Origin of the sequence: Aquihabitans sp. G128, from assembly GCF_019048865.1 — a bacterium.
GTDB lineage: Bacteria > Actinomycetota > Acidimicrobiia > Acidimicrobiales > Iamiaceae > Aquihabitans.
Map to the genome: position 1 here is coordinate 3959068 of NZ_CP077604.1, position 25478 is coordinate 3984545.

General features: G+C 73.7%; 16 protein-coding genes and 1 pseudogene. 7 read left to right on the forward strand and 10 right to left on the reverse strand.

What is annotated here, in order from left to right; all coding sequences use genetic code 11:
* Positions 1–253: 253 nt before the first annotated feature.
* The 6 genes and pseudogenes from KSP35_RS25315 to KSP35_RS19020 all read right to left on the reverse strand — a co-directional run bounded on the left by KSP35_RS25315 (position 254) and on the right by KSP35_RS19020 (position 8591).
* Positions 254–4597, reverse strand: a complete 4344-nt coding sequence (locus KSP35_RS25315; protein WP_216997342.1) for an alpha-(1->3)-arabinofuranosyltransferase family protein — start codon at positions 4595–4597, stop codon at positions 254–256.
* A 154-nt stretch (positions 4598–4751) separates the two neighbouring features.
* Entirely contained in the window at positions 4752–6206 is a 1455-nt protein-coding gene (locus KSP35_RS19005) for an FtsX-like permease family protein (RefSeq protein WP_216997343.1), read from the reverse strand.
* Positions 6157–6324, reverse strand: a pseudogene (locus KSP35_RS26180) (hypothetical protein); the annotation flags it as partial. The gene KSP35_RS19005 and the pseudogene KSP35_RS26180, both read right to left, overlap by 50 nt.
* Positions 6282–7229, reverse strand: a complete 948-nt coding sequence (locus KSP35_RS19010; RefSeq protein WP_216997344.1) for a hypothetical protein — start codon at positions 7227–7229, stop codon at positions 6282–6284. The pseudogene KSP35_RS26180 and the gene KSP35_RS19010, both read right to left, overlap by 43 nt.
* A 37-nt stretch (positions 7230–7266) precedes the next feature.
* Positions 7267–7992, reverse strand: a complete 726-nt coding sequence (locus KSP35_RS19015; RefSeq protein WP_216997345.1) for an ABC transporter ATP-binding protein — start codon at positions 7990–7992, stop codon at positions 7267–7269.
* Positions 7993–8093: 101 nt separating this feature from the next.
* On the reverse strand, positions 8094–8591 hold the full coding sequence (locus tag KSP35_RS19020) for an LPXTG cell wall anchor domain-containing protein (RefSeq protein WP_216997346.1): 498 nt from the start codon (positions 8589–8591) through the stop codon (positions 8094–8096).
* A gap of 259 nt (positions 8592–8850) precedes the next feature.
* On the opposite strand from KSP35_RS19020, the gene KSP35_RS19025 reads away from it, so the two are divergent.
* Both KSP35_RS19025 and KSP35_RS19030 read left to right on the forward strand, forming a co-directional pair.
* Positions 8851–11091: a hypothetical protein gene (locus KSP35_RS19025; protein ID WP_216997347.1), complete on the forward strand. Its 2241-nt coding sequence runs from the start codon at positions 8851–8853 to the stop codon at positions 11089–11091.
* Positions 11092–11153: 62 nt separating this feature from the next.
* Positions 11154–11726 (forward strand): hypothetical protein, encoded by a 573-nt coding sequence (locus tag KSP35_RS19030; protein WP_216997348.1) that lies wholly within the window; start codon positions 11154–11156, stop codon positions 11724–11726.
* Between the two features lie 55 nt (positions 11727–11781).
* On the opposite strand, the gene KSP35_RS19035 is transcribed toward KSP35_RS19030, so the two are convergent.
* Positions 11782–13740: a hypothetical protein gene (locus KSP35_RS19035; RefSeq protein WP_216997349.1), complete on the reverse strand. Its 1959-nt coding sequence runs from the start codon at positions 13738–13740 to the stop codon at positions 11782–11784.
* A gap of 193 nt (positions 13741–13933) precedes the next feature.
* Here KSP35_RS19035 and KSP35_RS19040 point away from each other — a divergent pair, with 193 nt between their 5' ends.
* The 3 genes from KSP35_RS19040 to KSP35_RS19050 are packed head-to-tail and all read left to right on the forward strand — an operon-like array spanning position 13934 to position 19328.
* Positions 13934–15994, forward strand: a complete 2061-nt coding sequence (locus KSP35_RS19040; RefSeq protein ID WP_216997350.1) for a glycosyltransferase — start codon at positions 13934–13936, stop codon at positions 15992–15994.
* Positions 15991–16860, forward strand: coding sequence for a hypothetical protein (locus KSP35_RS19045; protein ID WP_216997351.1), 870 nt, complete (start codon positions 15991–15993; stop codon positions 16858–16860). Before KSP35_RS19040 ends, KSP35_RS19045 begins: the two co-directional genes overlap by 4 nt.
* Complete coding sequence (locus KSP35_RS19050) at positions 16860–19328, forward strand: acyltransferase (RefSeq protein WP_216997352.1); 2469 nt, start codon at positions 16860–16862, stop codon at positions 19326–19328. Before KSP35_RS19045 ends, KSP35_RS19050 begins: the two co-directional genes overlap by 1 nt.
* An 18-nt stretch (positions 19329–19346) precedes the next feature.
* Here the strand turns inward: KSP35_RS19050 and KSP35_RS19055 are convergent, their stop codons facing one another.
* Positions 19347–20087, reverse strand: coding sequence for a class I SAM-dependent methyltransferase (locus tag KSP35_RS19055; RefSeq protein WP_216997353.1), 741 nt, complete (start codon positions 20085–20087; stop codon positions 19347–19349).
* A gap of 60 nt (positions 20088–20147) precedes the next feature.
* Between KSP35_RS19055 and KSP35_RS19060 the strand changes: the two genes are divergently transcribed.
* Positions 20148–21323, forward strand: coding sequence for an acyltransferase (locus KSP35_RS19060; protein ID WP_216997354.1), 1176 nt, complete (start codon positions 20148–20150; stop codon positions 21321–21323).
* The gene (locus KSP35_RS19065; protein WP_216997355.1) at positions 21320–22066 is read left to right on the forward strand and encodes a class I SAM-dependent methyltransferase; all 747 of its coding nucleotides are present in this window, start codon (positions 21320–21322) and stop codon (positions 22064–22066) included. The genes KSP35_RS19060 and KSP35_RS19065 overlap by 4 nt, the downstream gene beginning before the upstream one ends.
* 54 nt (positions 22067–22120) lie before the next feature.
* On the opposite strand, the gene KSP35_RS19070 is transcribed toward KSP35_RS19065, so the two are convergent.
* Together KSP35_RS19070 and KSP35_RS19075 are read right to left on the reverse strand one after the other, a co-directional pair.
* Positions 22121–22876: a DedA family protein gene (locus KSP35_RS19070; protein WP_216997356.1), complete on the reverse strand. Its 756-nt coding sequence runs from the start codon at positions 22874–22876 to the stop codon at positions 22121–22123.
* Positions 22877–23080: 204 nt separating this feature from the next.
* Positions 23081–25426, reverse strand: a complete 2346-nt coding sequence (locus tag KSP35_RS19075; protein WP_254126854.1) for a sodium-translocating pyrophosphatase — start codon at positions 25424–25426, stop codon at positions 23081–23083.
* Positions 25427–25478: the final 52 nt, after the last annotated feature.

Sequence of the window (25478 nt, forward strand, 5' to 3'; positions counted from 1 at the left end):
ATGCCACCAGGTCACGCTGACCTCGTCTGCCTCGAATCGCCGACGGCCCGACCGCCGACCTGACCCGCCCCTGGCGGCGGCGTCGATCTCGGCGGCGAATCGACGTCGAATCGCCGCCGAGGTGCTCCCGGGTGAGCAGGTCGGCGGATGGGGGCGAGGGAGCGATGGGCAGGGTGAGGCGCTTTGCGCCGGTTCGTCCGATCGGTCGACACCGTGCGGGGAGTCGCCCGGCGTGAACCCCGGCGACGAGCGGTCAGGTCGGCTGGTCGTCGGGGCCTCGGGCCCCGTCGTCGGCCTCTTGATCGGCGTCCGCATCGTCCGCCTCGACGCCGCTCGTCGCTTCGGCGTCGGCATCGTCCACGGCACCGACGCCGTCCGATGGGTCGGGCCCGACCGGGCCGGCGCCGGCGGCAGGCTCGGCACCGGCGGCCTCAGCAGGCGCCACCGCAGGCGGAGCCGCAGTCGCAGCCGCTCCGCCCCCGTCGCCGTCGGCTTCTGCGTCGGCGCCGGCATCGCCGTCGGCTTCGGCTGCCACGACGCCGCCCGCTGGGCCACCGGTGCTGGCCTCCGGCGACACGTCGGGTGTCGCGCCGGCCACGGCGAGGGCCGGGTCGCCGCCCCCGCGGAGCAGGCCGAGGGCGACGGCGCCGATGGCCAGGGTGGCGGCGGACTGGGCCAGGGCCGAGAAGCTGCCCGTGCCGGCGAACGTCGAGCCCAGCGGGGAGCGGAGCGTGGCGAAGGCCGCCAGGGCCACCGCCGCCCCCATGATCAGGGTGAGCACGCGCTCGCGCCGAGCCAGGAAGAGGAACGGCACGAACAGGCACACCGGCCCGGCGAGCGCAGCCGTGGCCACGAAGGCCACCACCGCCACCACGGCGATCGGCAGCCCGTCGAGCGGCTCGAGGCGTGACGGAGGCCGCCGGCGCATCGGGACGAGGCGTCGGACGCCGGCGAAGCTCAGGAGCACCAGCACGAGGAGGAGCACGACGCCCGCGGCGAGGAGGCCCCGGTAGCGCACACCCGGATCGAAGCGGAGCTCCACCAGCCCGGCAGGCCCCTCGGGCAGCTGCCAGCCCTGGCGCCAGCCGTCGATGGTGACCGGCTTCAGCTTGCGCCCCTGGTACGTGGCGCTCCACCCGGGGTTGGCGTTCTCGGTGGTGGCCAGGACGGCGGCGTCGCCCGCGCCCACCTCGACCCGCCGCGAGTCGGTGTCCCACAGGTCCACCCGGGTGGTGCGGGCAGCGGCGACGTTGCCCCGGTCGCCGGGATCGAGGACCGTGCCGTCGATGCTGAAGGCGTTGCCGGCCTCGGAGCGGATCCGGTGCGTCCCGGCCGAGAGGTCGACCTTGGGGTCGCAGGCCACCACGAGGGCCGGCTCCTGGCGCTCGATGGCGCCGTAGGTGGTGGCCACCGAGGTCTGCACCGTGGTGTCGTCGATCCGGAGCACCGGGCCCTTGCCGCACGGCAGGCCCACCGCCTGCCGGTCGGCGATCGAGCGGACCGGCGGCACCGGGGTGTCGAACGAGACCTCGCTGATCGACCGGATGATGGGCTCGGCCACCGCGAACGGGGCCTCGCCCGGCGCCGTCAGCCGGATCACCACCGACCGCGTGCTCAGGGGCGCGAACCGGCCGACCCCGTCGTCGCCGACGTTGACCGTGCGCACGCCGCTGGGCGACTCGAGGCGCACCCGGCCGATGGGCTCGCCCGGGAACCCGGGGCCCTGGATCCGGATCCGGCTCAACGTCACGGGGTTGTCCCACTTGATGGTGAGCGACGGGGCCGGATCGTCGACGGCCGCCACCCAGGACGTGGTGAGGTCGTCGTCGTGGGCCGCATCGGACGTGAACGCCGGCAGGTCCTGCCACACCGACGACGCGACCACCCCGGCGTCGACCGCACCCAGGTTCGTGCGCAGGTCTCCGAGCAACTCGTCGAGCGCGGGCCCGGGCACCGGAGAGCCGGCCAGGGTGAGGTCGAAGGATCCGGCGTCGTCGAGGTCGAAGCGGCGGTCGAGCACCGCGTCCTCGTCGCGCTTGAGGCGGTTGGTCCGGTCGGTGCGAGAGCGGTCGAACACCAGGACGGGTGGCCCGTCGGTCTTGGCCCAGTCGGGCCGGGTGGCCACCGGGACCACCGGGCGGGACAGGTCGATGCCGGCCAGGCGGATGTCGCTGAGGCCCGGCGCGCCGAAGCCGGGCCCGGCGCGCACCGCGCCGGCGATGGTGAAGCGGATCGACGAGGTGGCGCCGGCGGGCAACCGCACCACCATCGTGTCCTTCTTGCCGAACGACGCGACCTTCGAGCCGTGGTCGGTGGTGACGCGGACCTTCTCGACGCGTGCGACGTCGTCGGCCGGTCGGGAGATCGTCACCTCGGCGACGGGGGTCGGCCCGTCGAAGGTGGTCTCGACCCAGGCGCCGATGGGCGAGCCCGAGGTGGAGGGGTACCAGGCGCTGTCCGGGTCGGCGTCGAAGGCGGCCCACGGCTGGGTGCCGGGGTACCGCGTCTGGGAGCTGAGGGAGTACGACGAGGCGCGGATGGACGCGACACCGGTGAGCCCGGCGGTGGCCCGCTGGTCGTCGAAGACCGGCTCGAGGCGGTCCTGCGGGGCCTTCCCGGTGTCGGGCGCGTCCTCGGTGGGGGTCAGCGTGTAGGACACGTCATCACGGACGGTGGAGAAGGTGGTGTCGCGGCGACGGGTGGTGTCGGTGACGGCCCAGCCGTCGGCGGTCATGCCGGTGGCGCCGGCGTCGGCCATGACCGTCGCCCGGCCCGAGAGCAGGCCGGCGTCGGCCAGCGGGAACAGCGATTCGGGACCGCCGTCCACCGCCAGGGTGGCCTTGGCGTCGTAGGCCATGACCCGGTTGGTGGGCGACTGGACCTCCCACACCTCGATCGCTCGCAGGCCTTCCCCCGAGGCCGGTCCGAACTCGGTGGTGAGCTGGTCCCCGAGCAGCGACGGGCCGACGGTGGGCCCGAACGCCGCCACCCGGCGCAGCTGGGGCACGTCCTCGAGCGCGGCGCGGAGCTGGCCCGGCGCGGGGGAGAGGGTGCGGGCGCGGTCGAGGTCGTTGCGGACCACCAGGTAGCGCACGCCCATGCGGGCCAGCAGCTCGGCGGTGCCGGTGCCGAGCTCGCGGTTGACCAGCCGCCGGTCGAGCTCGTCGAGCAGCCGGGTGGGGCCCGAGCCGCCGAGCGGGATGATGTTGCGCCCGGCCCACGCCTCGTTCGACAGCCCCTGGATCGGCTCGTCGAGCGGTCGTCCCCACGTGTACTCGCCGAACGAGCTGCTCGGCACCAGCAGGGTCCGCCGGCTGTCGCCGTTGGCGTCGACCCACTTGACGGCCTGCTTCCAGTACGTCGGGATCTGCTCGAACGAGCCGTCGGGGCTGAGCCCGGCCTGCTGGTAGCGGGCCACGGGGAGGAAGACGGCCAGCACCATGGCCAGCAGCGCGATGCGCGGCGCCCGGGCGGAACGCCCCACGCGCGTCCAGCTCGGCAGCTTCCCGACGGCGAGCAGGTGGGTGACCCCGATGGCCAGCGGGAAGCGCACGAGGGCCGAGAACTTCTGGACGTTGCGGAAGGGGGCCAGGGCCCCGTCGAGCAGCGTGCGAGCCGGGCCAGCGGCGAAGCCGTCGAGCGGACCGACGAAGGCCAGGCCGGTGGCGACCAGGCCGAGCAGCAACGTCGCCACCAGCCAGGTCCGCTCGCGCAGGTCGCGTCGCAGCAGCCCGGCCATGCCCACGCCGGCCACGAGGAGGGTGGCGATGATCGACGCCCGGTCGATGGCCATCGCCCGGGCGCCGGGCACCAGCGGGTGGCCGTCGACCACCAGGTAGGAGAGCCAGCTGCCCGTGCCCCGGAGGACCTCGGTGGCCGACTGCGTGGCCGTCGTCAGGTCGGCGCGCTCGGTGTACTGCGTGAAGGCGAAGCCGTAGCGGCCCTGCAGGGTGAGCGGCGCCAGCCACCACGCCATGCCGAGGATCGAGGCCACGCCCCACGTGCCCGCCAGCCGCCAGTGCTGCAGCGGGCGCTTCCGGCTCACGAACCACAGCGCTGGCACCACCAGGACGATGACGGCGGCCGCGCCGTTGACCGCGCCGATGCAGGCCACGGCCAGCGCCGAGCGCCAGACGGCACCGGCGGGCATGGTGCCGTCCTCGTCGCGGCGCAGCAGCGGCGCCATGATCCACGGCAGCGCGGCCACCGGGATCTGCGCCGCCGACTGGTAGATCATCGACGACAGGAAGCTGGGGGCCAGGGCGTAGGCGGCGGCGCCGACCACCCGGCTCGTGGGCGTGCCCACCTCGAGCCGGCGGAGCACGGCGTGCATGCCCCACAGGGCGAGGATCACCAGGGTGGCGATCCAGAGGCGCTGGGTGAACCACGGCGGGATGCCGAGGGCGCTGCCGAGCAGGTAGAAGGGCCCCATGGGCCAGAGGTAGCCGACGGCCTGGTTCTGGATGCGGCCGAAGTCGGCGGACGGGTCCCAGAAGAAGGTGGCCCGCGAGAGGAACCGACCGGGGTCGGTGAGCAGGTCGAGCTTGGTCTCGGGGAGGATGTCGCCGAAGCGGTGGGCGATCGTCACCACCAGCACCGCCAGGCTCAGCCCGGCCAGCGCGCCCCCCCTCGCTGCGCAGGGCGAAGCGGGACGACCGGCGTCGACGGGGGGGACGCCGCCGTGGCGTCCCCGGCCTGCGGCGGGCCCCGCCCGTGGGGGGCGCGCCGGACGGTGGTGGGGGCCAACTCGGTCACTCCTCGACCAGCCCCTCGTTGACCGGGATGCGGGTGGCGCGGAGCGCCGGCACGAGGCCGGCGGCCGAGCACAGCACCGTGGCCGTGACCGCCAGGGCGGCGAGCCGGACCCACGGCACGCTGATCGGCGTGCCGGCCGGCGCCACGCTGCTGATCAGCAGGGTGCCCGTGGCCACCGCCATGGCGGTGGCGGCCGCCGACACGAGGGCGGCGAGGATCGCGGTCTCGAGGGTGACGAGCTTGGCCAGCTGGCCGGCCCCCAGGCCCAGGGCCCGCAGCACCGAGACTTCGCGGCGACGTTCGGCCACCGAGGCGGCCACCGTGTTGGCGAGGCCGATCACCGAGGTGATCAGCGTCATCGCCAGCAGGGCGACCGAGAGCTGGAAGGCCCGGTCCGCTGACGAGGCGGTCCGGCTGGCCAGCCCGCCGACGCTGAGCACGTCGATGGCCGGGTCCTCGGCGGCGCGGCGGCGCAGCTCGGCCGGGCCGACCTCGCCGATGGTGTCGACCAGCACGGCGTCGTCGGGCCCGGGCCGCAGCACCTGGTCGGCGAGGGCGAGGGGGAGCACGGCATCGATCTGGCCGCCCGAGCCGTTCACGATCCGTCCGTCGAACGTGCCGGCGACGGTGGTGGCCGACTCGCCCTCGGCGCCCGTGACGGTCACCTTGTCGCCCTTGGAAAGCCCCAGCCCGGAGCGCACCAGGATGCCCTTGGGGTCGGCCTTCACGGCGGCCACGGTGCTGCGGCTGAACGCCGGTCCGAGGAAGGTGCCGGGGCGACCGAGCGCGATGGCGGTGCCGACGTTCGAGCCGAACTTGATCGAGCCCTGGCGGATGGGCGTCGATGCCTGCACGCCGAGGGCGGTGGTGAGCGCGGTGCCGTCGGTCCGCGCGATGCCGGGCACGTCCGAGCGGGGCGCCACCACGGCGTCGGCCCGGTAGAGCCGGTCCACCGAGTTGGTGATGTTGGCCTGGAAGCTGCTGGTGAAGACGGTGGTCAGCAGCACCAGCCCGATGCCCACCAGCACGCTCACGGCCGTGCCGGCGGTACGGGCCGGCGAGCGAGCCAGGTTGCCCACGGCGAGGCGCAGCACCGGCCAGCGCCGCGTGGGCACCACCCGGGCGAGCAGGCCCGTGATCACGCCCACGAGGGCGGCGGCCAGGATGCAGGAGCCGGCGACCAGGAGGAGGCCGGCGAGGCCGGCCCGCCCGAGGTCGGCGTCGGCCCGCGAGCCGGTGCCCGAGACGATGATCCCGGCGGCGGCGATGACGGCGCCGACGACCGCGGCGCCCGACCAGCCGCCGGGTGGGCTCGCCCAGGTCCCCCAGCGCGGCGCGGACCGAGAGCCGGCCGGCGCGGCGGGCGGGCAGGTAGGCGCCGACGAGGCCCAGGACCACCCCGAGGCCGACCGAGAGGGCGAGGACCGCCAGGTCGAGGCGGGGCCCGGCATCGGGGGTGGTGAGCCCGAGCCCGTCGGCCTTGTCGTTCAGGACCAGGGCCATGGCGGTGCCCAGGGGCCCGGCGATCAGCCCGCCGACGAGGCCGACGGTGGCCGCTTCGGTGAGCACGAGGGCCCGGACCTGTCGGGGGTGGCGCCGGCGGTGCGCAGCGTCGCCAGCTCACCCGTGCGGCGCACGACGGCGGCAGCGGTGCCCGAGACGACGATCAAGCCCGTCACCGCCACCGCGATCCCGGCGAACAGGGTGAGCAGCTTGCGGGTGCCGACCGCCCGGTCGTGCTCGGCGTCGGTGCGCTCGGCGTCGAACTTGGCCTTGGTGAGGGTCTCGAAGTCCGGGTTGGCCACGAAGACCGCGCTGGCCACCTGGTCCTCGGTGCCGGTGCCGGCGACCACCACCTGGCCGACCACGCCGTCGCGGCCCACCAGGGCGTTGGCGGTGAGCAGGGAGGCGTAGACGTCGGGCACCGCCGAGCCGCTGGAGCGGTTCTGGACGATCGACGTCACCGTGGCGTCGGCCCGGGCCCGGCCCACCAGCTCGATCGGGTCGCCGACCGACAGGCCCAGGTCGTCGGCCAGGTCGGTGCTGACCCCGACGCCGAGGTCGGCGGGCGCGTCGCCCGCCACCAGCGTCGCCGGCCGCAGGCCGTCGTCCTCGAACCACGTGCCCAGCGTGGCGCCGGCCCGCCGCCCCTCGTGGAGCACGCCGACGGCGCCGTGGTCGTCGCCCTCGGCCCGGGTCACCCCGCCCGACGCGGCGATCGTGGCGATGGCGTCGACGGGGATGCCGGGCCGCTGGACCTCGCCGAAGTTGCTGAACGCCGCCGCGCCGCGGACCACCACGGAGGTGCCGGGGCCGAGGTCGGCGGGTGCGGTGGCGACGCCCCGGTCCAGCGCTCCCTGGAGCTCGAACACCGCCACCACCATGACCAGCCCGGCCGCCACCGCGATGGTGCGGCCGAGGATGTGGCGGCGCTGGAACCGGAGCGCGGCGGTGAGCAGCGCGTTGAACGTCACCGGGTGCGCGCCCGGGCGGCGCGCGAGGACGGGCGGGTCACGAGGCGAGCAGCCCGGTCACGTGGTCGACGTCGGGCGAGCTGATGTCGTGGGCGACGACGCCGTCGCGCAGCACCAGGACCCGATCGGCGAAGCCGATGGCCCGGGGGTCGTGGGTGGCCAGCAGCACGGTCTGGCCGAAGCGGTCGGTGGTGGAGCGCAGCAGCCGCAGCACCTGCTCGCCCTGGCGGACGTCGAGGTTGCCGTGTGGCTCGTCGGCGATCAGCACCTCGGGCTTGGTGGCCAGGGCCCGACCCAGCGCCACGCGCTGCTCCTCGCCGCCCGACAGCTGGCCGGGCAGCTGCTCGAGGCGCTCGTGGATGCCGAGCGCACGGGTCAGGCGATCCATCCAGGCGGGATCGGGATCGCGCTTGTCGAGGAGGTAGGGCAACAAGAGGTTGCTCCGTGCGGTGAGGTAGGGCACCAGCTCGCTGTGCTGGAAGACCAGGCCGATGTACCGGCGGCGGAAGACCGTGCGAGACGCCTCGTTGAGGCTGGCCAGGTCGACGCCGCCGACCGTGACCGTACCGGCATCGGGGGCCTCCAGGCCCGCGAGCAGGTGGAGGAGCGTGGTCTTGCCGGCGCCCGAGGCGCCGAGCACCACCGTGAAGCTGGCCCGGGGCAGGCGCAGGCTGATGCCGTCGACCGCCGCCACCTTGGTGGCACCTCGCCCGTGGGTGCGGCGCAGGTCCTCGGCGACGACGACGTCGTCAGGGGTGCTCATGGGACGTCACGGCCTCGGGGTGGGGCTGGGCGGACGATGGGGAAAACGCGCAGAGGTCCCTGCCTGGTGGGCAGGGACCTCTGCGACGGTCGTGCGGTTGATCAGGCGGCGACGGTGGAGCGGCGGGTGCGCCGGGCACCGATCGCCAGGGTGCCACCGAGGAGCAGGAAGCCTGCGCCCACGCCGACCAGGGTCTGCGTGTTGTCGGAACCGGTGCGGGGCAGGGTGCCCGAGCTGACCGGGGCGGCGGCGGCCGTGATGTTCAGGTTCAGGACCTTGGTCACGGTGCCGTCGGGGCCGTCGCAGGTGGCGGTGGCCGTGGCCGTGCCGACCGGGGCGTCCGACGGGACGGTGATGGTGCTCGTGTAAGAGCCGTCGTCACCGGCGGTGGTGGTGCCGGCGCCGACCTCGTAGGACCCGTTGGTGATGGTGAAGGTCACCGTGGCGCCGGGGTTGCAGCCGTCACCGGTCACGGAGATGGTCTCACCCTGGACAACCGTGACCGTGGAGGGGCCGCCGTACTCCGCGTTCGCCGCGCCGCTGAAGATGAGGAGGGTGGCGATGGCGAGCACCGCACCCAGCATTCCCTTTTTGATCATGGTGTTCCGCTCTCCCGTAGACGATGCCCGCGCCGTGCGTTCATTCGTTCTGCGGGAGTATAGGGACGCGCGGGGCCCAGGTAAAGCGGCTGAGCAGCGCATTCGCCACACGGGGTGGTCGAACCGGGCGGATCGCTCGGATCTTCGTTGCCGTGGCAGGGGTCACGGTCGTTGCGAGCCGGTCGCGGATCCGGTCCGACGGGGGGCGCGCCCACCCTGATCCGGGGCCGCGCGGGTCGGGAAGTACCCTCTGGGCCACATGTACCGGCTGCGGGACCTCGATCACCGTGGGAGGCAGGTCGCGGCGATCGTCGTGGTCCTGCTGGCCCTCCCGTTCGCCGTGGCGGTCGGCCGCGCCCATGCCGCCGACTGGTTGCCCAGTGGCGACAACGGGATCATCGCCCTGCAGGGCTTCGACGTGTTCAGCGACGACCCGCCCCTCGTCGGGCTCCCCAGCACCGCCGGCGTGTACGTCGAGGCCAACCCCCGGCACCCCGGCCCCATCGAGTTCTACGCGCTGGCCCTGCCGATGAAGGCGCTCGGCCCGGGCATGGGGATGGTCAGCTGGACCGCCCTGGCCAACGCCGCCTCGGTCCTGGTGGCGGCCTGGGTGGTGTTCCGCCGCACCGGCCCGGGGGTGGGGCTCTGGGGCGCGTTCGTCGTCGGGACCATCGCCTGGGCCCAGGGGCCGGCGCAGCTCACCGACCCCGTGAGCTCGAACGCCGGCGGCATCCCGATGGTCGCGCTGGCCGTGCTGGCGGTCGCGCTCGCCGATGGCGACCGGCGCCTGCTGCCCCTCTTCGCCCTCTGGTCGGCCTACGTCACCCAACAGCACCTGGGCGTCTTCGGCTTCGGCATCGCGCTCACCGTCGGCGGCGTGGCGGGGCTCGGCCTGCACGCCTGGCGGGCCCGGCGCGGGGTGCTGGTCCGGTCCGGCGCGGAGCCCGTGGCCCCGATCGCCGCCGTCCACCGCGACGCCCACCCCGGCTCGGGCGCGACGGTCGCCGCGCTGGTGGGCGCCGAGGTCGACCATGCGACGCCGGGGGCCTTCGGCGCGCCGGCACCAGCTGCGGCCGCCGCTCGAACGGCGACGCCGGCCGAGGTCGCGACAGGCGACGCCGGCGCGGTGCCCGACGAGGTCGACCCGTGGAGCATCGAGGTCGTCCTCGGCGCCCGCCCGGCCAAGCCGCCGCGGGTGCCTCGGGGCGAGCGCGCCAGAGCGCCCGGCGAGCGGTGGTGGCCGTGGGTCGGCGCGGCGTTCGTGGTCACGGTGCTGTGCTGGCTGCCGGTCCTGATCGATGTGGCCACCGGCGACCCGTCGAACCTGTCGAGGCTCACCCACTACACCGGCTCCGAGGGGCGGCAGACCATCGGTTCCACGGCCGGCCTGCGCCAGGCCGTCCGGGCCCTGGGCGTGCCGCCGCTGGTGGGGCGCACCGACCTCAGCGGCAACGACCTCATCGCCCCCGCCTCGATCCTCGCCTGGCTGTCGGCCCTGCTGGTGGTGGCTTTCCTGGTGCGGGTGGTCGTGCGCCAGGGGTCGGCGCGGCCGGCCCTGTCTCGCGCTGCGCTCGCCGCCCTGGGGCTGGCGGCCACCGGCGCCATCATCGGCGCCAACGTGCCGGCGTTCGAGTCCGACCGGCTGAACCTCTACCGGTGGGCCTTCGTGGTGAGCGCGCTCACCTGGCTGGTCATCGGTTGGTCGGCGGCGCTGTGGGTGGACGCCGGCCGAGGTCGCTACGCCACCCGGGCGCGCTGGGAGACCCCGTGGCTCGGGGTCCTGGCGCTGCTGGCGCTCACGGTCGGCTCGTGCACGGGGGCCGGGCCGAGGGACTACCGCGACGGTGAGCTCTTCCAGATCGAGCACCAGCTCAACGACCGGGTGCTCACGGCGGTCGAGGGCAAGCACACGGTGCTGATCCTCCCGTTCGGCGGCATGGCCGGGCGCTCGCTGGCGGAGTCCTTGGCGGTCGACCTCGAGGCCGCAGGCCACGCCACCGTGCTGCCGTCGTACGAGCTGCCGAACTACGGCGACCGCCGGAGCCTGGCCCGCAACCGTCCCGACGCGGCGATCGTCATCCGCACGGGGCGGAACCAGGTGACCACGAAGGAGGCCGGTGCGAAGGTGCTCTACCGCGCCGACCTCAACCCGGGCCGGCGCAAGACCGTCCAGGCCCTGGTCGACCAGGCCAAGGGCCAGGTGCTGGTCCCCGCCGAGGACGCCAACGCCATCGCCCGGCGCAACGGGGTCGACCCGCTGGCAGCCAAGCTGGCCATCGAGAAGCTGTCGTTCAACCCATCGGCGGTGCTCTACGACCCGACCCTGGTCGGGCTGCTCGAGGCCGGGTACCTCACCAGCCCGAAGCTCGATCCGGCGGGGCTGGCCGACCTGCGTCGCCGCCCGCTCGACGTGTCGTGGAGCGAGGATCGCATCGAGGTGGTGCAGATCACCCCGGGATCGGCGCTCTACCTGTATCCGGAGATCGGTGCGGCACCCTGAGCTGAACCGGGGCTGAACCGCCCGAATCCAGCCGTGAGGGCCGCTCCGCTACCGTGCCCGCCATGCGTGGACGTGGATTCCTGGTCGTGGCGGTGGCTGCGTCGTTGCTGGTCGCCGGTTGCTCGAAGAGCGACGGCAGCGACGGCAAGGGGAAGACCAAGGTCACCGTGCCCGACAAGCCGGCCGGCCTCGACGGCGACGAGTTCTGCGGCCGGGTCTCGAAGGACCTGATCACCGCGGCCATCGACGCCCCCTATCGGACCTACGACCCGATCCCGCTCAACGACTTCCCCGTGCCCGGCGTGCGGGGCTACGAGTGCCAGTGGGAGTGGCGGAACCCGGCGGGCGACGTGCGCAACCTCAAGGTCGACGTCCTCGGCTTCGACGGCGCCCTCGACGGTGCGCTCGATGCGGCGTGGAAGGGCACCGTCGACCTGCTCGGCACCGCCGGCAAGAAGCTCGAGAACGTCGGCGACGAGGCCATGCAGGCCCGGCTCCAGGGCCTGGTCACCATCAGCGCACGCGAGGGCAACTGGCAGGTCACCACGGTGAGCGGGGCCAAGGGCGAGGTGTCGCCGGCGACGGTCGACACCCTGTCGCTGGTCACCGCCGCCGCCCTCAAGATCGGCAACTGACCCGGCGCTGCCGGCCCGGCCCGGCCGGCGCTGGGAGCCCATCGCCGGTCGCCGCTCAGGTCGTCGCCGTGCGCCCGGGCTCCGGCTCGGGCGGCGGTGCCGTGGGGGCGTCGCCCGCCCCGGTGGCGGTCGGCGTCGGCTCGGGCGCCGGGCGGGCGGCCCGGAGGTCGCCGATCCAGGCGCCCGCCAGGCGGGCCACCCAGGCGAGGGCGACGAGGTCCCCGAGCAGGATCGGGACGGCGGGCCAGTACCAGAGCGGACCGCTGCCGGCCGGCACGCGGAGCAGCCCGAGGTCGGTGACCTCGACGCCCTCGGTCCCGCGGAGCCAGCCACCGGTGCCGGGGAACGCCCAGGTGCCACCCGAGCGGGGAACCGTGCGGAACGGGGCGAACGTGGCGGGGACGTCGGCCCGTCCGCCGGTGGGCGTGCGCAGCGGGCCGGCCCACCCCCGGACCTCGTAGAGCAGCACGCGGTCGCCCACCGGCACCGGGCGGAGGCCGGGATCGTCGGCCAGCGCCTTGCCGGAGACCGACCAGTCGTACTCCAGCGGCACGAACACCCACCTCACGCCGAGGGCCGCGAGCCTCGCCGCGCCGGGTCGGCCCTTCCGGTACCCGTCGAGGATCCGCTCGGCCTCGGCGGGCCGGGTGTCGAGCTGCTCCTGGCCGCTGTCGCCCTCCTCGGGGTCGTAGCTGGAGATGGTGTCCCCGCCGAGGACGTCGGGCCCGGGGTTGAGCACGTTGCGGTCATCGGCGAAGGAGGCGGTGTAGTAGAGGTGCCACGGCAGGACGAGCGTGGTGCCCGGGTGGGCCCGCACCTGGGCCTCGGCCCCGGCCCAACCCGACGGGAGGTGGCGGGGCTCGAAGGCTCCCTGGGCCCCGAAGGCCGCCGGCGCCGTCAGCGCCAGGCCCAGCGCGAGCGGCACCGCCGCCACCGTGGGGGCCAGCGCCGCGCTCGCCCGGCGGGCGAGGTGGTCGGCGCCCAGGGCGGCGAGCGGCAGGGCCACCACCAGCCACAGCACCAGGAACCGCTGGCCCTCGCGCAGCGGCGCGCCGAGGGGCCCGTCCGAGAGGGCATCCCACCCGGTCCGCAGGCCGGGGGCGGCCGAGGCCACGGCGAGGAGGAGGCCGGCCGCCGCGACCACCGTCGCCGGCGTGCGCAGGTCGGGGTCGAACCGCCGCCACCCGAAGGCGGCGAGGCCCAGGAGCGCGGTCCCGGCCGCCATGGCGACCAGCCCCGTCCCGCCGACCTGGAGGCCCGGGATCCAGAAGCCGCTGCCGGCCACCAGGCGGAGGGCGCCGGCCGGGCCGGGCACGTCGGTGCGGAACGGGTCGGCCCCCACCACCGACGCGCCCTGGGCGAGGACGACCACGTTGGGGACCAGCCAGGGCAGCGAGGCGAGCAGCGCCGTCCACCCGACGGCCAGGACCCGACGGCGGCCGTCGACCGCCAGCCCGACGGCGACGACGCCGAGGCCCAGGACCGCGCTCGCCGTGCCGCCCAGGCCCAGGACGAGCAAGGCCAGGAACGTGCGGCGGGTGGAGCGGGAGGGGCGCAGCAGGGTCGGCAGCGCCCAGGGCAGGGTGGCCACGGCCCAGGCCACGTTGAGGTGGCCGACGGCGAGCCGGGTGGCGGCGAACGGGCCGACGGCGTAGGCCAGCGCCACGCCGTGGCGGGCCAGCGCGGAGGCGGGCCGGGCCAGCCGCTCCATGCCGGCGTAGGCGACGGCCACCGTCGCCACGATCAGGAGCTTCACGGTGAGCGGACCGCCGAGCAGCACGCCGATGGCGGCCTCGATGGTGCCGAGCGGGACGCGCTGGGTGAGGGCGGGCCCGAGCCCCCACGTGCCGGGCGGGACCCGGAGCTCGGGCGGCGCGGCGAGGTCGAGGTTCAGCAGGAGGCCTCGGCGCAGGCCGGGGCCCACGAGGACCAGGCCGGCCACCGTGCCGAGGGCGGCAGCGAGCCAGCGGGGACCGGGGTCGGTGGCCGGCGCCGGCTCCACGGGGTTGGCCATCGGGCGACATCGTAGGGGCGGCGCCGGAGGCGTCGACGGGCGCTGGCGGTCGCCGCGGCCGGGCCGAGTACCGTGGGGCCGCCCTGGACACGTCGCCCAGGGGGCCAGTTGGGAGCAGGGGAGACGTGGTTTGCGACTGCTGTTCGTAGCGTGGCGGGACCTCGCGAACGCCCAGGCGGGTGGATCCGAGCAGTTGGTCGACCAGCTGGCCAGCCGCCTCACCCTGCGGGGCCACGACGTCGCGGTGATGACCGGCGGGCCGATCGCGCCGCGCGACTACGAGATCGTCGCCAACGGCGGGGAGCTGAGCCAGTACGCGCTGGCGCCGGTGGCCTACGCCCGCCAGTTCCGCGACCGCGACCTGGTGGTCGACGTCGCCAACGGGATCCCCTTCTTCGTGGGCGCCTGGCGGGACAAGCCGTCGATCTGCCTGGTCCACCACATCCACACCGACCAGTGGTCCCAGCGGTTCTCGGCACCGATGGCGAGCGTCGGCCGGGCCCTCGAGCAGCGGGTGATGCCGCGGGTCTACCGCGACCGGTCGTTCATCGCCGTCTCGCCGTCCACCAGCGCGGGCCTCGCCGCCCTCGGCGTCGACCCGGCCCGCATCCACCTGGTGCCCAACGGGGTCGAGGTCCCGCTGGAGCTCGGGGCCCGCTCGCCCGAGCCGCTCTTCCTGGCCCTCGGCCGCATGGTGCCGCACAAGCGGATGGAGCTCCTGTTCGACCTGTGGCCCACCGTGCGCCACCAGGTGGGCGGTCGGCTGGTCGTGGCCGGAGACGGCCCGTCCGCCGAGGCGCTGCGCCGTCGCCCGCTGCCCGAGGGGCTGGAGCTCATCGGCCGCGTCGACGAGGCGCAGAAGCAGCAGCTCTTCGGCGAGGCCTGGGCCCTGGTGCACCCGGCCGCCTGGGAGGGCTGGGGCATCGTGGTGATGGAGGCGGCGGCGCACGCCACGCCCACCGTCGGCTTCCGGGTCCCCGGCGTGCAGGACGCCATCGAGGATGGCACCACCGGCCTGCTGGCCGGCACCGACGACGAGTTCGTCGAGCACTGGCTGGCCCTCGGGCGAGACGCCGAGCTCCGGGACCGCTTGGGCGCCGCCGCCCGCCAGCGGGCCGGCGACTACAGCTGGGACGCCACCACCGACAAGTTCCTCGAGGTGGCCGACGCCGCGCTCGCCTCCAGCCGGCCCGGCCGATCGGCCCCGCCCGGCGAGCCCACCCTGCCCCGCTACCACGTGGTGGAGCAGTGGGGGACCGGTGACGGCGTCCCCGAGCTGTCCATCGTCATCCCGGCCTACAACGAGAGCCAACGGCTGCCGCTGGCGCTGCCAAGGCTGCGCGAGGCGGTGGCCGACCACGACTGGGAGGTCATCCTCGTCGACGACTGCTCCACCGACTCCACCGTGTCGGTGGCGGCCGACCTGCTGGCCGGGCTGCCCCGGGCGCGGGTCCTGCAGCTCGACCAGCACCGGGGCAAGGGCGCCGCGGTGAAGGCGGGGGTCGCCGACGCCACCGGCGGGCTCATCATGTTCATGGACGCCGACATGGCCACCGACCTCGAGCACCTGCCCGAGATGGTCGCCCACCTCGAGGAGCACGACGCGGTGATCGGCTCGCGGTACGCCCCGGGTGCGGTCGCCGCCGGCCTCACGCCGTCTCGCGACAACGTCAGCCGCCTCTTCCTCACCATGTCCCGCAACGCCATGGGCCTGCGCCTGTCGGACTTCCAGTGCGGGTTCAAGGGCTTCCGGGCCCCGGTGGCCCGGGTGGTGTTCCACCTCATGAAGGAGCACGGCTGGGCCTTCGACGTCGAGCTGCTCGCCCTCACCAACGCCGTCGGCGCCGACATCCACGAGATGCCGGTGCGGTGGTCCTCGGTGCAGGGCAGCCACATCAAGATCCTCTCCGACTCCGCCAAGATGGTGCGCGACCTCGGCCGCATCGCCAAGAACTACGGGCGGTCGGCCTCGCTCTACCTGCTGGAGCTGCACGACGTGACGCTGGCCGGCGACCTGTCCGCCCTGCTCGAGAAGGTGGCCCCGGCTGCGGTGGCCGCCGAGCTGGGCCAGGACGTCCTGGTGCTGCTGCCCTTCACCGACCGCGCCTCGGCCGACCAGCTCAGCCGCCGGCTGCGCGAGGAGCTGCCCGGCAACCAGGTCCGCCTGCGGCTCCTGCCCGTCGAGGAGCTGCTCGCTCCCCGCCTCCACCGGGAGCGCGAGGCGCTCCTCGCCGCAGGGCGGGGCGACTCGTGACCGACGTCGGCGTGGGCACCGAGCTCACCGACCCCGAGGACCAGGGCGGCGACCTCGGCGACGGTCCCCTCGGGGCCCCCGAGGCGGCTGCGCCGGTCAAGGACCGCCACCAGACCGGCGAGCCGGTGCGGATGACCTACAGCCTCTTCCCCACCAGCAAGCGGGGGCGGATGGGCTACGGGATCCTCTACGCCGTGCTGATGCTGGTGGCCATCGGCCTGGTGGGCCGGGGCCCCACCAGCTCGGTCCACGTCGAGGGCGACACCATCGAGTTCCTGCGGGCCGGGCCCGACGGCGACCTGCCCACGTCGAAGGCGCTGGGCGACTGGACCTACGAGGCCGGCACCTGGACCGTCGACGGTGGCGCCGTGGGCGAGGCCTCGCAGGCCGGCGCCACCTTCGCCATCCTCCAGGCGAAGCCCCGGTCGTCGGTGGAGGCCACCTTCGCCACCCTGGCCGACGGCGCCGAGCTCATCTTCCGCTACCAGGACCCGGCCAACTACTGGGGCATCCGGGCGGCGCCCTCGTACGGCGGCTGGAACATCGTCAAGGTCGTCGACGGCCGCGAGGACGTCGTGCGGGTGCTGGTGGGCCAGGCGCTCGACGGCACCGAGGTCGGCGTGCAGCAGTCCGGAACCCGCTTCCGCGTGATGCTCAACGGGCTGGTCCGGAGCCGCATCGACGACAAGGCCCTGTCCCAGGCGACCGGCATCGGGCTGATGGCCCCGGCGGGCGACGGCACCGGGCGCCAGGCCCGCATCCGCTCGCTCACCGTCGGCACGTTCGACGGCACCATCGCCCTGCGCGACGGCGACGACCAGCGCCAGGACCAGATCATCCCCGAGCTCAACCCGGGCGGGACCTGATGGTGGCGGTGGCCGCGTCGGGGGCGGTCCCCGCCGAGGTCGTGCCGGCGGCCGCGCCGGCCAAGGGCGGCAGCATCTTCCCCGGCCTCTACGGCATCCGGGCCCTCGCCGCGGTCGGCATCCTGCTCGAGCACACCATGTCGCTCACGCTGGCGCCCGACACCCCGCTCAGCAACCCCCTGCGGGCGCCGCTGGTGATCTTCGTGGTGCTGTCGGGCTTCCTGAACTACCGGCCGTGGGTGGTGGCGCACCTGCGCAACACCGACCCGCCCGAGACCCGCACCTACGTGTTCCGCCGCATGCTGCGGGTGTTCCCGCTCTACTGGGCCGTGCTGGCCGCCTACCTCGTGGTGCGCGGCTTCGGCGAGATCCACAACGCCGTCGACCTCGCCAAGGTCGTCTTCCTGCTCCAGACCTTCGACAAGCGGCTGGTGTTCTCCGGCGTCGGGCCGGCGTGGACGCTCTCGGTGGAGTTCACCTTCTACCTGATGCTCCCGCTCTTCTCCCGCCTGGTGCGGTGGGTGGCCCGGTGGCTCGGCGCCCGTGACGCCTACGGCCGCCTCATGGGCGAGCTCGCCGTGGTGGCCGCCTTCTGGCTCATCGGCCCCGCGGTCCGGCTGGGCTTCGGCGTCGGCGAGCGCTACATCACCGACGTGCCCTCGTGCGCCGACATGCTGGCCACCGGCATGCTCATGGCCATCGCCTCGGCGTGGGTGTCGGAGGGCAACCGCCTGCCGCGGTTCCTCGAGCGCTGGTGGAGCTGGACCTGGTCGACGGCCATCGCGGTGGCGGCGGTCATGGTGATCTTCATCGGCATCCCGTCGCCGCTCCCGCCGCTGGAGGAAGCGCCCGCGTACTGGAGCGCCTTCCGCATCGCCTCGGCGCTGTTCCTGGGCGCCACGCTCATCGGCATCAGCCTCTTCGGGCCGGAGCGCCACCCGGTCCGCCGGTTCCTCTCGGCCAAGCCGCTCCAGGCCCTCGCGGTGCTCTCGTTCGGCCTCTACCTGTGGCACGTGCTGGTCATCGACGAGCTGGTCGACCACATCGGCGGCTACTCGGCATCGATGCTGCTGCCGCTCACGTTCTGCACCCTCATGTTCGCCGGCACCCTCGCTGCCCTCACCTACTATGCGGTGCAGCTGCCGGTGGAGGCGCTGCGCCGCCGCATCCGCTTCCCGCAGCGCGCCGAGGTGGTGCGCCCGGACCAGAAGCCCCGGCCGTCGCCGTTCTCCATCCCCGCGGGGGCCACCGACCTCCTGCCGCTCGCCGGCTACCGCGCCTGGGCCGCGTCGTTCGTGGTGGTCGCCCACGTGATCCTGGCGGCGCGGGTGGAGCACACCATCCCGCTCATGACCCCGTTCCACAGCCTGGCGTTCGTGGTCCCGGTGTTCTTCGCCCTGGCCGGGTTCGTGGCCTACCGCCCGTTCGTGACGGCCAACCTCACGGGGGCCGAGCCGCCCAGCGCCAAGCGCTACATCTGGAAGCGGATCGTGCGGATCTACTTCTTCTACGTGATCGTGCTCACGGTGTACCTGCTGGTCGTGCCGATCTTCCGGCCCGACACCTTCCGCGGCTACCTGCAGCTCTACACGCTCACCCAGGTGTACAGCCCCGAGCTGCTGCAGAAGGGCCTGCCCGCCGCCTGGTTCGAGGCCGCGCTCTTCCCGATGTACGTCCTCATGCCCGCCTTCGCCGCCCTGGCCCGCACCATCGCCAACCGCACCGGCGCCTCCACCATCCGCCAGCGGGTCCAGAGCGAGGTGTTCGTCGCGGTGGCGATCATCGTGATCTCCGTGGTGGTCCGCACCGCGCTGGTGGCCGGCCAGGTGAAGGGCTCCACCAGCTGGCCGGTGGCCTACGCCGACTACGTGGCCCTGGGCATGCTGTGCGCCCTGGCCAACGTGTGGGCCCGGGGCGGCGGTGCGCTGCCCCGCCTGATCGAGTGGTGGCGGCGCCACCCCAGCACCTCCTATGCGTTGCTGGTGGCCATCTGCGTGTTCTTCGAGTGGGTGAACCCGCCGGTCGACGGCCCGCTCACCCTGAACATGCAGATCTTCCGCTTCTCCGCCTACTTCGTGCTGGTGGCCTTGATCCTCGTGCCCGCCACGCTGTCGGGCCCGCTCTCGTGGCTCAACCGCTTCATGGCCACCTTCCCGATGGTGGTGCTGGGCCTGGCGTCCTACAGCACCTACCTGTGGCACCAGCTCGTGCTGATCGCCATCGCCTACCGCTTCGGCGCCACCATCGACATCGCCTACTTCTGGCCGATCATCGTGGCCGGCGTCATCCTCAGCCACATCGTCGGGCTCATCTCGTTCGTGCTCATCGAGGGCCCGCTCGAGCAGGTGAAGGAGCTCAGCCTCCGCGGCAGCCGGCCGGGTGCCGCCCGTGGGGCCACGCCATCGCCCGGGGCGCGGCCTCGGAGCAAGGGCGTGCCCGTGCCTGCCTCGAGGCCCTCCACCGCCTGAGCGGAGCGGCTCGCTGGCTCAGCCGGCGCGGATGACGTAGCGGTTGGTGTGCCAGGCGGGGCCGACGGACCCGTCGGGCCGGACGTCGACGACGTCGCCGCCCGCAGCGCGGACCACGGCCTCGACCTCTTCGCGGCGCATGCCGTGGAGCTCCATGAGCCCGTCGTAGCCGAACCGCTTCTTGCGGTAGTAGTTCAGGGCGCGGTTCGGGAGCACCGCGAACCCGATGCCCAAGGGGGTCTTCAGGTTGGGGTGGCTCGGGATGGTCACGTAGGCCACGCCGCCGGGCCGCAGGACCCGCAGGAACTCCCGCAGGTAGGCGGCCTTGTAGCGGTTCTCGATGTGCTGCAGGACGATGATCGACAGCACGAGGTCGAACGAGTCGTCGGCGAACGCCGCCAGGTCGTCGCCCTCGTTGAGCTGGTAGGTGACCCGGGGCCCGACCTGGTTGTGCAGGTCGGCGCCGGCGATCATCGACGGGGCGATGTCGATGCCGACCACCTCGTGGAGGTGCTCGGCGAGCGCCAGGGTGAGCCGGCCGAAGCCGCAGCCGAAGTCCAGCGCCCGGCCGTCAGCCGGCAGCTCGATGCCCAGCCCCACGAGGTCCGAGACGGCCTCGTCGACCGCCTCGCGGCCGGTGGCGAAGAACTCGTCGGGGTCCCACTGGTTGCCGTGGCGGTCGTTCTCGGTGCAGATGGCCCAGAGCGGATCGTTCTGGCCGAGGTTGTCCCAGTTCCGCTGCACCTCGCTGAGTTCCACGGGCGGGATCGTAGGCCCTGGGCGCCCGGACGACCGCCAGGCAGCGGGTACGGTGCTGCGGTGGCCACCTCGGGGACAGCGGCACCGGCCCGGGCCGTCGATCAATCCGGCCTCTGGGGCCTGCGGGGCGTCGCCGCCATCGCCGTGGTCCTGGCCCACACCGTGGTGGTCGTCGGCATGACCCAGGTCGAGTGGCCGGCACAGTTCGCGGTGGCGGCCATCGCCTTCGTGCACGTCTTCCTCGTGCAGTCGGCCTACCTCCTGGGCCGTGGCTACCTGCGGCGCCAGCGGGCAGCGGAGCCCGCCGAGCGGGCCGGCCGCTTCCTGTGGAAGCGGGCCACCCGGATCCTGCCGGGGTACTGGCTCATGTTGGCCGTCGCCATCCCGGTGATGCACCTGGCGCTGTGGACCAACAAGCTCGACGGGCTGGCGGCGCTGTTCCTGGTGAACGTGTACTCCGTGCCGGCCCTCCTGGCCGGCCCCATCCACGTGTGGTGCCTGCAGGTGGAGGCGGGCTTCTACCTGCTGCTGCCCCTGCACGACCGGCTGTCGCGCCGCCTGGTGGGCAAGGGCCGGTTCCCCGAGCAGCCCCTCATGGTGCTGCTGCTGGGCTACGCCATCCTCGGCGTGCTGTTCGTGGCCGTGCTCTACACCGGCCAGTGGAAGGTCGGCTACACCTGGCCCTTCGCCTACCTCACCACCTTCGCCCTCGGGATGGGCCTGGCCGTGGTCGACGTGTGCCGGCCGCCGGGCGTGCCGGGCAACCGGAGGCCGCGGCTCAGCGCCGCCTGGTGCGTGGGCATCGCCGTGCTCATCCTCGCCCTCATGATCGCCACCCGCCTGCCACCGGAGGCGGTCAACATCACCGCCCCCATCCCGTTCTGGCAGTCCCTGCTGCGTCGGGCCTGCAACGACCTCGCCGCCTTCTTCCTGGTGGCGGCCTTCGTGTTCCCCGACGGGCGTCGCAGCCTCGTCCACCTCGTCCTGTCCTCGGCGCCGGCCCAGTGGCTCGGCCAACGGAGCTTCCACGTGTACCTCTGGCACATCCCCGTCCTGTTCCAGCTCGACCAGCGCCTCCGTGGCGACCGGGCGCACCTGCCGTACCTCGAGCTGGTGGCGCTGGGCATCCCGATCTCGATCCTCGTGGCGGCCGCCGCCCACCTGCTCGTGTCCTTCGTGACCGAGCGCCTCCGCGGCGTCGGACCCCGCCCGGCCCCGGCGGTGGCGGTCTCGTGAGCGCCCCCACCGGCCCGCCGCTCACGCGCGACGTCGCCCGCACCTGGAAGCTGCTCAGCGGCTTCCGCTACGAGCAGTCCGACCCCGCCCGCTACTACACGATGCTGGCGGCCGACTCCGCGTCGCTGCTGGCCGACCACCTCGACCTGGCCGGCGCCACGGTCGTCGACATCGGTGGCGGCCCCGGCTACACGGCGGCCGCCCTGCGGGCCCGGGGCGCGGCGGCGTTCACCCTGGACGCCTACGTCGACGAGCTCGAGCTGCACGACCGCGTGCCCGAGCTGGCGGTGGCGGGCGACGGGCAGAACCTGCCCATCGGCGACGGGGTCCTCGACGCCGCGTGCACCTTCAACGTGCTCGAGCACGTGCCCAACCCGTGGGCCTTCCTGGCCGAGCTCACCCGGGTCACCCGGCCCGGCGGCATCGTCTTCGTGGGCGTCACCAACTGGCTCTCGCCGTGGGGCGGCCACGAGACCTCGCCGTGGCACTGGCTGGGCGGCCGCAAGGCGCTCGACCGCTTCGACCGCAAGCACCCCGGGCAACCGGCCAAGAACCGCTTCGGTGAGAGCCTGCACCCGGTCCACATCGCCGAGGTGCTGCGCTGGGCCGAGGCCTGCCCCGACGTCGACGTCGTCGACGCCTTCCCGCGCTACTACCCGTCCTGGGCCCGGCCGCTGGTGCGGATCCCCGGCGTTCGCGAGGTGGCCTCCTGGAACCTGGCCATCGTGCTGCGGGTGCGCTGAGCGCTCCCGGCCGCCGCCCGCCAGCGGCCGCCGTGGGGCTGCTCGTCCGGCGGGTCAGCCCTCGTCGGTGAGGGCGTCCTCGATGTCCTGGAAGCCCTCGGCCAGGGGCGTGCCCGGGTTCTGGTGCTTGCGGGAGCGGTAGAGCTCGATCAGCACCGGCAGGATCGAGAGGAACACGATGCCGAGCACGGCGATCTCGATGTGGTCCCGGATGAAGCCGACCTCGCCGAGCACCGCGCCCAGGGTGGTCAGTCCCACGGCCCAGATCAGGGCGCCGACGAAGTTGTAGATCACGAAGGTGCGGTACTTCATGCCGCCCACGCCGGCGACGATGGGGGCGAAGGTGCGCACGATCGGCACGAAGCGGGCGATGAGCACCGTCTTGGGGCCGTACTTCTCCAGGAAGTCGTGGGCCTTGGTGACGTGGCTCTGCTTGAAGAGCCGGGAGTCCTCCCGGGTGAAGAGCGCCGGGCCGACCCGCTTGCCGAACTGGTAGCCCACCTGGTCACCGAGCACCGCGGCGAGGAAGAACATCGGCAGCAGCACGAACAGGTGGGGCATGCCGTCGACGACGGGGGCGAGGGCGTGGCCGGGCTGGCCGAGCTGCACGTAGTCGTGGGCGCCGCCCGAGGTCAGGAAGCCGCTCAGGAAGAGCAGCGAGTCGCCCGGCAGGAAGAAGCCGAAGAAGAGCCCGGACTCGGCGAAGATGATGGCGGTGACCACGTACGCGGCGCTGCCGCCGGCCTTCTCGAGCCAGAACTCGGGCTTCCACGGTGCGGACGCGGCGAGCAGGGACAACCGGGCGAACATGGCCCGAACACTAGGGGGCGGGGGTCAGCCGGCCCCAGGCAGCGGAGCGCCACGCGGGTGCGGGCCGCGCCGCCGGGGCCAGGTCTCGGTGGGCCCGCCGATCGGCTCGCCCCGGGAACGGCGAACGGCGTGCACCCGGGCCCCGGTGGGGGAGGGTGCACGCCGTTCGCGAGGCGCGGTCCGGGGCGGTGCCCCGGTGGCGGTTCAGATGGCGGCGTCGGCCGCCATCTTGTCGCCGGACTTCTTCGAGTAGCCGATGGCACCGGCCACGACGATGGCGGCGATGACCGCGATCACGATGGCCATGCCTTCGGGCGACTGCTTGAGCACGCCCAGCTTGTCCTTGTCGTACACCTTGATGATGGCCGGCAGGATCAGCAGCGAGACCAGGTTCATGACCTTGATCAGCGGGTTGAGGGCCGGGCCGGCGGTGTCCTTGAAGGGGTCGCCGACGGTGTCGCCGATGACGGCGGCCTTGTGGCTCTCGGAGCCCTTGCCACCCTCGGCGCCGTCCTCGATGTACTTCTTGGCGTTGTCCCAGGCGCCGCCGGCGTTGCTGAGGAAGTTGGCCATCAGCTGGCCGACCACGATGACGCTGGCCAGGAAGGCGCCCAGCGAGATGGGGCCGAGGCCGAAGCCGATGATCACCGGGGCCAGCACGGCGATGATGGCCGGGGTGGCCAGCTCGCGGAGCGAGGCGGTGGTGCAGATGTCGATGGCGGGGCCGTAGTCGGGCTCCTTCTCGCCGCTCATGATCTTGCCGTCGGCGAACTGGCGACGGACCTCCTGGACCACCACGCCGGCGGTGCGGGACACGGCGCGGATGGCGAGGGAGGAGAAGATGAAGGCGATGGAGCCGCCGACCAGGAGGCCGATGAAGACCTTGGGGTCGGCCACGTTGATCGGGAACGAGTTGTCGCCGGCGTCGAGGCCGAGCTGCTCGATGATGGTCTCGCCGTAGGAGGCGAACAGGGCCACGGCGGCGATGACCGCCGAGCCGATGGCGAAGCCCTTGGTGACGGCCTTGGTGGTGTTGCCCACTGCGTCGAGCGCCACCATGATCCGCTCCGGCTCGCCCTCGAAGTCGCCCGACATCTCGGCGATGCCGGCGGCGTTGTCGGCCACGGGGCCGAAGGTGTCCTCGGCCACGATGATGCCGGTGGTGGAGAGCATGCCGATGCCGGCGAGGGCCACCAGGTAGACGCTGAACTTGAAGGAGCCGCCGCCGAGGGCGATGGCGCCGCCGATGGCCACGGCCACGGCGATGAGGGCGAACACGGCCGACTCGAGGCCGAGGCTCATGCCCTCCAGCACGGTGGTGGCCGGACCGGTCCGGGTGGCCCGGGCGATGTCCTGCACCGGCTTCTCGGTGGTGGCGGTGTAGTAGGCGGTGATCTTCGAGGCGGCGAAGCCGAGGGCCACGCCCACCAGCACGGCGCCGAACATGCGGGCGCCGGGGCTGCTCACGAGGAGCTTGCCGCCGTCGGCGGCGTCGGGCGTGCCGACGTAGAGGAAGGCCAGGGCAGCGGCACCGATGAGGGAGATGACCTGCGCCACGCTGATGCCCCGGTTGATGCACTTGAGGGCGTCGTCGTCGGTGGGGCCGGCCTTGACCATGAAGATGCCGATGGCCGAGGACACGAGGCCGAAGGCCATGACGGCCACCGGGAAGACGAGGCCGCGGGCGGCCTGGTCGGGCCCGACGCCGATGGCGGTGAAGGCGCTGACGCCCAGGATGATCGAGGCGACCAGGGTCACGCCGAAGCTCTCGAAGAGGTCCGAGGCCATGCCGGCGCAGTCGCCGACGTTGTCGCCCACGTTGTCGGCGATGGTGGCCGGGTTGCGGGGGTCGTCCTCGGGGATGCCGGCCTCGACCTTGCCGACGAGGTCGGCGCCGACGTCGGCGGCCTTGGTGAAGATGCCGCCGCCGACCCGCAGGAAGAGGGCCAGCAGCGAGCCGCCGAAGCCGAAGCCGACGAGGATGGCGGAGCTGGTGTTCTGGAAGATGAGGATGATCAGCGTGGAGCCGAGCAGGCCCAGGCCGGCGGTGGCCAGGCCGACCGAGCCGCCGGTGCGGATGGCGACCTTGAGGGCGCCGGGGAAGTCGCTCTTGGTGGCCGCCGCCGTGGTGCGGATGTTGCCGCGGGTGGCGAGCCACATGCCCAGGAAGCCGATGGAGCCCGAGGCGAGGCCGCCGAGCAGGAACGCCAGGGTGCGGAAGAGGCCGGACTCGGCGAAGCTCAGCGCGATGTCGCCCGGCGACTTCTCGATCTTGGCCGAGGTGGCGAACACCACGACCGCCAGGGGCACCACGATCATGCCGATCGTGCGGAACTGCCGCGTGATGTAGGCCATGGCGCCCTCTTGGATCGCGGTGGCGATCTTCTTCATGGCGGGCGTGCCGTCGTCGGCCTTGAGCACGTCGGACATCAGGAAGTAGCTGACGCCGAGGCCGGCCACGGCGATGAGCAGGCTGATGTAGAGGAGGGCCTTGTCGGTCCCTCCGAGCGTGAAGAGCTGGTAGCCGCCTTCGGCTGCGAGCAGGTGCACCGTGGATCCTTCGCGGGTCGGGGTGGGGCTGAGCATCTCCGAGGCGGGCCGA